Source organism: Escherichia sp. XD33 (assembly GCF_019375075.1).
GTDB classification, from domain to species: domain Bacteria; phylum Pseudomonadota; class Gammaproteobacteria; order Enterobacterales; family Enterobacteriaceae; genus Enterobacter; species Enterobacter flexneri_A.
This window is the reverse complement of sequence record NZ_JAENDM010000010.1, coordinates 115816-124068: the sequence shown is the minus strand read 5'-3', so window position 1 is coordinate 124068 and position 8253 is coordinate 115816. Positions and strand designations below refer to the sequence as shown.

The following is an 8253-nucleotide window of genomic DNA, read 5'->3' as shown; positions in this document are numbered from 1 at the left end:
TTCGTAATGAATTACGTGTTCACTCTTGAGACTTGGTATTCATTTTTCGTCTTGCGACGTTAAGAATCCGTATCTTCGAGTGCCCACACAGATTGTCTGATAAATTGTTAAAGAGCAGTGCCGCTTTGCTTTTTCTCAGCGGCGCGGGGTGTGCATAATACGCTTTCCCGCTACAGAGTCAAGCATTTATTTTTGCTTTCTCTGCCGGAGTTCTCAGGAGAACCCCGCTGACCCGGCGGCGTGTTTGCCGTTGTTCCGTGTCAGTGGTGGCGCATTATAGGGAGTTATTCCGGCCTGACAAGAGGAAATTTAAAATAATTTTCTGACCGCGCAACATTCAACCAAATCAACCTAAAACTGCCAGTTTTTCGAGCGTTCCGAAGCCGTAACGCTGTAAAACGGGCAATAATTGTTCAGCTTCTGTCGTCATTGCCATACAAAAGGCAATATTCGCATCGGCAGATTTTGCATCCGGAGCTTCATGTTCTAACAACCAGGCCGTTCGGCGAGCAATCGCTGCGCCAGAATCCACCAGCCGGGTTCCCTCTGGCAGCACTTGTAACAGTTCTTCTTGTAGTAGAGGGAAATGGGTGCAACCCAATACAACGGTATCTGGCGGCTCTTTCATTCTTAACCACGGACGTAAGATACGTTTTAGTGCATCCAGAGAAACATCTTCGCCATGTAGCTTCGCTTCAGCCAACTCAACCATCTCTGCCGAGCCCAGCATTTCTATCTGGCATTCATTAGCGAAACGCGCGATCAGCTCATGAGTATAAGAACGTTTAACTGTTCCGCGGGTTGCCAGTAATCCGACAATGCCATTTGCCGTCAGACGTGCAGCAGGTTTAATCGCCGGCACGACACCAACAACCGGGAAGTCGAACTTTTCGCGTAATGCAGGAAGTGAAACGGTACTGGCGGTGTTGCAAGCGACCACAGCCAGCGCAAGGGGATAACGTTCTTGCACCGCGGTGACAATTGCCACCACTCGCTCAACAATAAACGCTTCGCTTTTTTCGCCATACGGGAAAGCGACGTTATCGAAAGCATAAATGTAATGGAGATCCGGTAAGAGATGCCGGATCTCGTCATAGACCGACAACCCACCGACGCCGGAGTCAAACACCAGCACGGTGGGACGTGGTTCAGAAGGTGTAGCTGCCAGACAAGGTGTATTCCCGTCCTGCAGTTTGGTAGCCATAGACTGTCTCATAATCTTTGTCGAACAGGTTGGCTATTTTACCACGAACTGTCAGATGAGAGGTGACCGGATATGCAACCGCAAGATCCCACAAGCTCACACCGCCTAATTTAACTGTATGTGATGAGCCAGAGGTCTCGTCATAAGCGTTGTCGTATCGTTGACCTATATATTGGTAAGAAACGTCCCATTCGAAACCATAAGCTTGTCCAGTCAACTCGTACTTAACCTGCTGTTTTGCCCGACGGTACAGCACTTTATCTGTTTCATCATCGCGCGGGTCAACATATTGTAACGTCAAGCGATGTTCAACAGGACCGGTTGTAATATTTCCCGTCCATTCCAGCCCTTTAATCGTGGCTGATTTCACATTAATGTACTGGTTGACATTATTTATGTTTTTATAATCAATCAGGTTCTGAATTTCATAACGATATCCTGAGAGCCGCCAATCCAGAGTCCCAGTTACCCCCTCAATTCCAATCTCCCACTGTTTAGATTCTTCTGGCTTCAAATTTGGGTTGGCTGCAATACCAGGACCATAAATTGAAGCAAAGCGAGCAGCCCCGTATTGCTGTCCAAGAGAAGGCGAAAGAAAACTGGTACCGTAAGAAAGTGTTGCCTGGTAGCCATCAATAAACTCCCAGCCAGCAGCTGTCTGCCAGGTACCATGCCAGCCAAACTGTTCATCATGATCTTCTCGGCCAGAAGCTTCCAAAGTCACATTGGAAATCTGTTGCTGTCCAGTCAGGTATAACCCGGTGGTATCGCGTTCGTAATCATCTGATTTTGTAATGCTGCTGGACGTCAGTTTTTCCTGTTTCCAATCGATCCCGCCGCTAATTGCACCATGCCCTACCTCAATGCTATTACCCCACTGAATATAACGCTGTTCCATGTCATCCAGGGTGGCATCTCCCGCATAACGACCAAGATTATTTGTGTAGTTATAATTCTTGAGTCGTTGATAGTTAGCAATTAACTGAGACGAATAGATGCCGGAGTTATAGCGTAGGCCAGTATCCCAGGACTGGTTGTAATTCTGAGCTTCTTCGTTGCCAGTAGCAGAACCATACATCGAGCCCTGGTCGTAATCATTATTAGCTGTGTAGCTGTAACCACGGAAGAACCCCGAGAAGTTATCGTTAAACTTATGCTGCAGCCCCCCCCAGAAAAGTTTGTTGCGATATCCATCGCGATCGCTATCACCACTGTATGGTGAGCCAGGCTGAATGTTAAAACCTTTGGTCGTCTGGTAAGCACCTGCTGCTGTTACCATCGTATCGCCAAAACGTTTATTTATTACCCCATCATAGGCTTGATAACCATTTGTACCCATTCCTGCGTTGATCTGAGCTTTCTCATCATTACTCATTGTAATAATGTTCACCACACCTCCGATGGCACCAGAACCATAAACGGCAGAACGCGGCCCACGAATATATTCAACACGCTGTACAAGTGATACCGGGAACTGGCTAATATCAATTGCATTGTCGATACCGGCACGAGCCATCGGCACTCCGTCAATCAACACTAAAACATGGCGCGATTCAGTGCCACGAACATAAAGAGAAGAACTCGTCCCCATTCCACCAGTTTGAGAGATATTTACACCGGGGAGATGACTCATAACATCGTTGAGGTCTTTCGACTGCCAGCGTTGAATATCCTCACGGGTAACAATATCAGTAGGTGCAAGGACAGTATTTACTGGCTGCTGAAAACGGTTAGCAGTAACGACGAGAGTATCCGGGCTGGTATCCTGTGCCCAAGCGGAAAATGCCGTGACGGAACACGCCGTCAGCAGCGAAGCTTTTTTAATCATTGTAAAGCATCCACAATAGAAGAAGGATGCCGCAGGTTTCATCAATATTACGCGATGATGAGAACCAGATGCGACGTTGGCCGGCAGGTCTTCGGGCTTGGAGGGGTATCTAAGATACTAAGAGATGATGACTTCCCACCGAATGGCAGTGTCCGCATAACGCAATCATCGCACCTTTCCTTACCGCTGCGCGTCAGCTCCAGATTCGCACTGGATTCCCTATTAACTCACAGGACCGGCAAGTGGATGCTACAGGTTGTAACAAGTTACTGTCCAGACGTAGCTCACAAATAGGAATTCATCAAGATCTGGACATCTGATGAGCAATCCCTACAATCGCCGCGTACTTTAATTTTTCAGGATACATCATGACCCCCGAACACCTTCCAACAGAACAGTATGAAGCGCAGTTAGCCGAAAAAGTGGTACGTTTGCAAAGTATGATGGCACCGTTTTCTGACCTGGTTCCGGAAGTGTTTCGCTCGCCGGTCAGTCATTACCGGATGCGCGCGGAGTTCCGCATCTGGCACGATGGCGATGACCTGTATCACATCATTTTCGATCAACAAACCAAAAGCCGCATCCGCGTGGATAGCTTCCCCGCCGCCAGTGAACTTATCAACCAGTTGATGACGGCGATGATTGCGGGTGTGCGTAATAATCCCGTTCTGCGCCACAAGTTGTTCCAGATTGATTACCTCACTACGCTGAGTAATCAGGCGGTGGTTTCCCTGCTATACCATAAGAAGCTGGATGATGAGTGGCGTCAGGAAGCGGAGGCCCTGCGCGATGCACTGCGCGCGCAGAATCTGAATGTGCATCTGATTGGTCGGGCAACGAAAACCAAAATCGAGCTGGATCAGGATTACATCGATGAACGTCTGCCGGTCGCAGGGAAAGAGATGATCTACCGTCAGGTAGAAAACAGCTTTACCCAGCCGAACGCGGCGATGAATATTCAGATGCTGGAATGGGCGCTGGACGTAACCAAAGGCTCAAAAGGCGATTTACTGGAGCTGTACTGCGGCAACGGTAACTTTTCATTAGCGCTGGCGCGTAATTTTGATCGGGTATTAGCCACCGAAATCGCTAAGCCGTCGGTTGCTGCTGCGCAATACAACATCGCAGCTAACCATATTGATAACGTACAAATTATTCGTATGGCGGCAGAAGAATTTACTCAGGCGATGAATGGTGTGCGCGAGTTTAACCGCCTGCAAGGGATCGACTTAAAGAGTTATCAGTGCGAAACCATTTTTGTCGACCCACCGCGCAGCGGTCTGGACAGTGAAACCGAGAAAATGGTGCAGGCGTATCCGCGTATTTTGTACATCTCCTGTAACCCGGAAACGTTATGCAAGAATCTGGAAACATTAAGCCAGACGCACAAGGTCGAACGTCTGGCTCTGTTTGATCAGTTCCCCTACACGCACCATATGGAGTGCGGCGTATTACTGACCGCGAAGTAAAACCCATGCCGGATGCGCCAGCATCCGGCATAATACCGATTACTCAGCAACTTCCTGCTTACGGTTACGCATCTTCGCGCCAATCCAGAACACCATAATGACGGAGAGTACTGCCGGGAAGAAGTTAGAGCCGATATCCGGATATTCCGCACGAACTACCGTGCTGTACAGCAGTACGCCGAGAATAAAACAGGCAGCTGCCAGACCCGGCAAGCCTACCGGCATAGTGCGATTAAGATAACGTTGATGCAGGCAGTAAACCGTCAGCACCAGGGAAATAATCGGGAATACAGAAAATGGCACAATGGAGCTAAACAGCGCTGCGAAAGTACCATTAATCGATAAGCCAGCAACTAACGCCAGCAGCAGCGTACCTCTATCTTGATTTGCTTGTTTCATTACTCGTCCTTCACATTTCCCGGAATAATTGCGGTTTTCTCTTGTTCACGGCGATACCAGTAATAAGCCCCTTTCGAAATCATTCGCAGTTGCAGTACCAGTCGCTCTTCTAATTGCCGACGTTGTTCGACGCCGACGTCCAACGCCTCGGCACCCGCACTGAAGACAATTGTCACCATTGCTTCGGCTTGCGCTTCAGTAAACGCACGCGGCATATGGTTTTCGAGTTCCAGATAGTCCGCAAGTTCCGCAATGAAGTGCTGAATTTCACGCGCAACGGCGGCACGAAACGCAGCGGAGGTGCCGGAGCGTTCCCGCAATAATAACCGGAAGGCGTTAGGATTATTACCGATGAACTCCATAAATGTGGAGACCGAGGTGCGGATCACACTCCCGCCTTTGGCGATACGCTGACGCGCCTGGCGCATGAGTTGGCGTAGCATTAAACCGCTCTCATCAACCATGGTCAGACCCAGTTCGTCTACGTCGCGGAAATGCCGATAAAAAGAGGTGGGAGCAATGCCCGCTTCACGCGCCACTTCACGCAAACTCAGGCTGGCGAAGCTGCGTTCAGCACTTAATTGGCTAAATGCGGCTTCCACCAGCGAACGGCGGGTTTTTTCTTTTTGTTGCGCTCTTACGCCCATCACGATGTCTGAATCCTTGCCAAAAGTACTGCTGGCACTATACCAGAGAATGAACATACTGGATTGCTCCAGTATTGTGAATGAACGGTAACGCAATAAAACATATTTACTGCAATTCTTTGGCCGGTTCTTTTACGTACAGCGGAAACCTGCCGCTTAAACGGAGAGTATCGTCGATAAAAATCCAATAAAACGTCAGGGCAAAAGTAAGAAACAGACAAAGCAAAGGCCGCTCAGGATATAGCCAGATAAATGACGGGGATCAATTGGCTTACCCGCGATAAAATGTTACCATTCTGTTGCTTTTATGTATAAGAACAGGTAAGCCCTACCATGCCACATTCCTACGATTACGATGCCATAGTAATAGGTTCCGGCCCCGGCGGCGAAGGCGCTGCAATGGGCCTGGTTAAGCAAGGTGCGCGCGTCGCAGTTATCGAGCGTTATCAAAATGTTGGCGGCGGTTGCACCCACTGGGGCACCATCCCGTCGAAAGCTCTCCGTCACGCCGTCAGCCGCATTATAGAATTCAATCAAAACCCACTTTACAGCGACCATTCCCGACTGCTCCGCTCTTCTTTTGCCGATATCCTTAACCATGCCGATAACGTGATTAATCAACAAACGCGCATGCGTCAGGGATTTTACGAACGTAATCACTGTGAAATATTGCAGGGAAACGCTCGCTTTGTTGACGAGCATACGTTGGCGCTGGATTGCCCGGACGGCAGCGTTGAAACACTAACCGCTGAAAAATTTGTTATTGCCTGCGGCTCTCGTCCATATCATCCAACAGATGTTGATTTCACCCATCCACGCATTTACGACAGCGACTCAATTCTCAGCATGCACCACGAACCGCGCCATGTACTTATCTATGGTGCTGGAGTGATCGGCTGTGAATATGCGTCGATCTTCCGCGGTATGGATGTAAAAGTGGATCTGATCAACACCCGCGATCGCCTGCTGGCATTTCTCGATCAAGAGATGTCAGATTCTCTCTCCTATCACTTCTGGAACAGTGGCGTAGTGATTCGTCACAACGAAGAGTACGAGAAGATCGAAGGCTGTGACGATGGTGTGATCATGCATCTGAAGTCGGGTAAAAAACTGAAAGCTGACTGCCTGCTCTATGCCAACGGTCGCACCGGTAATACCGATTCGCTGGCGTTACAGAACATTGGGCTAGAAACTGACAGCCGCGGACAGCTGAAGGTCAACAGCATGTATCAGACCGCACAGCCACACGTTTACGCGGTGGGCGACGTGATTGGTTATCCGAGCCTGGCGTCGGCGGCCTATGACCAGGGGCGCATTGCCGCGCAGGCGCTGGTAAAAGGCGAAGCCACCGCACATCTGATTGAAGATATCCCTACCGGTATTTACACCATCCCGGAAATCAGCTCTGTGGGCAAAACCGAACAGCAGCTGACCGCAATGAAAGTGCCATATGAAGTGGGCCGCGCCCAGTTTAAACATCTGGCACGCGCACAAATCGTCGGCATGAACGTGGGCACGCTGAAAATTTTGTTCCATCGGGAAACAAAAGAGATTCTGGGTATTCACTGCTTTGGCGAGCGCGCTGCCGAAATTATTCATATCGGTCAGGCGATTATGGAACAGAAAGGTGGCGGCAACACTATTGAGTACTTCGTCAACACCACCTTTAACTACCCGACGATGGCGGAAGCCTATCGGGTAGCTGCGTTAAACGGTTTAAACCGCCTGTTTTAAAACTTTATCGAAATGGCCATCCATTCTTGCGCGGATGGCCTCTGCCAGCTGCTCATAGCGGCTGCGCAGCGGTGAGCCAGGACGATAAACCAGGCCAATAGTGCGGCGTGGTTCCGGCTTAATGCACGGCAGATAAACAACCCCATCGCGTTTGCGCTCCGGCGGCACAGCCAGCGCTGGCAGTAAAGTGATCCCGCTACCTGCCGCCACCATGTTGCGCAGAGTTTCCAGGCTGGTCGCGCGGAAGTGTGTATCTTCATCCGCCCCGGCTTCAAAACAGAAACCCATTGCCTGATCGCGCAAACAGTGACCATCTTCCAGCATCAGCAGTTTTTCCCCTGCCAGATCGGCCATCGGTACGCATTCGCGGTTCGCCCACGGGTGATCTTCATAGATAGCCAGCAACATTGGCTCATCAAACAACGGCACTTCAATGAATGCTTCGCTCTCTTTCACCAGCGCGAGGATCACGCAATCGAGTTTGCCGCTGTCCAGTTGCGCCAGTAACTGGTGGGTCTGTGCTTCATGCAGATACATTTCCAGCTTTGGAAAGGTCTGGTGCAGCATAGGGATAATATGCGGTAGCAGGTACGGTCCAACTGTGGGAATCAAACCAATGTGCAGCGGTCCGGACATCGTCTCGCCCTGCTGGCTTGCCATCTCTTTAAGGACTTTCACCTCACGCAGCACGGTACGCGCCTGATCCACCAGCAGCATTCCCGCCTGGGTGAACAACACTTTACGGCTGGTCCGCTCCAGCAACATCACGCCCAGCTCATCTTCCAGCTTACGAATTTGCCCGCTAAGCGTCGGCTGGCTAACGTGGCAGGAATCTGCCGCACGCCGAAAATGGCGGTGTTCAGCCAATGCCACCAGGTACTCAAGATCACGAATATTCATTATCCATCCTCCATCGCCACGATAGTTCATGGCGATAGGTAGAATAGCAATGAACGATTATCCCTATCAAGC

General features: G+C 50.0%; 7 protein-coding genes and 1 riboswitch. Of the genes, 2 read left to right on the top strand and 5 right to left on the bottom strand.

Annotated elements, in window-relative coordinates:
* Positions 1-346: 346 nt before the first annotated feature.
* Positions 347-1204: a glutamate racemase gene (murI, locus tag K0778_RS08735; RefSeq protein WP_000201821.1), complete on the bottom strand. Its 858-nt coding sequence runs from the start codon at positions 1202-1204 to the stop codon at positions 347-349.
* The gene (gene btuB / locus K0778_RS08730) at positions 1149-3032 is read right to left on the bottom strand and encodes a TonB-dependent vitamin B12 receptor BtuB (RefSeq protein ID WP_000591385.1); all 1884 of its coding nucleotides are present in this window, start codon (positions 3030-3032) and stop codon (positions 1149-1151) included. The genes murI and btuB overlap by 56 nt, the downstream gene beginning before the upstream one ends.
* Positions 3033-3096: 64 nt before the next feature.
* Positions 3097-3287, bottom strand: a riboswitch (cobalamin riboswitch).
* A 113-nt stretch (positions 3288-3400) separates the two neighbouring features.
* On the opposite strand from btuB, the gene trmA reads away from it, so the two are divergent.
* Complete coding sequence (trmA, locus tag K0778_RS08725; RefSeq protein WP_000187022.1) at positions 3401-4501, top strand: tRNA (uridine(54)-C5)-methyltransferase TrmA; 1101 nt, start codon at positions 3401-3403, stop codon at positions 4499-4501.
* Between the two features lie 39 nt (positions 4502-4540).
* Here trmA and K0778_RS08720 read toward each other — a convergent pair whose 3' ends face one another.
* Both K0778_RS08720 and fabR read right to left on the bottom strand, forming a co-directional pair.
* Positions 4541-4900 carry a YijD family membrane protein gene (locus K0778_RS08720; RefSeq protein WP_000806411.1) on the bottom strand — a complete coding sequence of 120 codons (360 nt, stop codon included), beginning with the start codon at positions 4898-4900 and terminating at the stop codon, positions 4541-4543.
* Entirely contained in the window at positions 4900-5550 is a 651-nt protein-coding gene (gene fabR / locus K0778_RS08715; RefSeq protein ID WP_001309117.1) for an HTH-type transcriptional repressor FabR, read from the bottom strand. Before fabR ends, K0778_RS08720 begins: the two co-directional genes overlap by 1 nt.
* A 330-nt stretch (positions 5551-5880) precedes the next feature.
* Between fabR and sthA the strand changes: the two genes are divergently transcribed.
* Positions 5881-7281 (top strand): Si-specific NAD(P)(+) transhydrogenase, encoded by a 1401-nt coding sequence (gene sthA, locus K0778_RS08710; protein WP_001120810.1) that lies wholly within the window; start codon positions 5881-5883, stop codon positions 7279-7281.
* Here sthA and oxyR read toward each other — a convergent pair.
* Positions 7264-8181, bottom strand: a complete 918-nt coding sequence (gene oxyR, locus K0778_RS08705) for a DNA-binding transcriptional regulator OxyR (protein WP_001025939.1) — start codon at positions 8179-8181, stop codon at positions 7264-7266. The genes sthA and oxyR overlap by 18 nt on opposite strands.
* Positions 8182-8253: the final 72 nt, after the last annotated feature.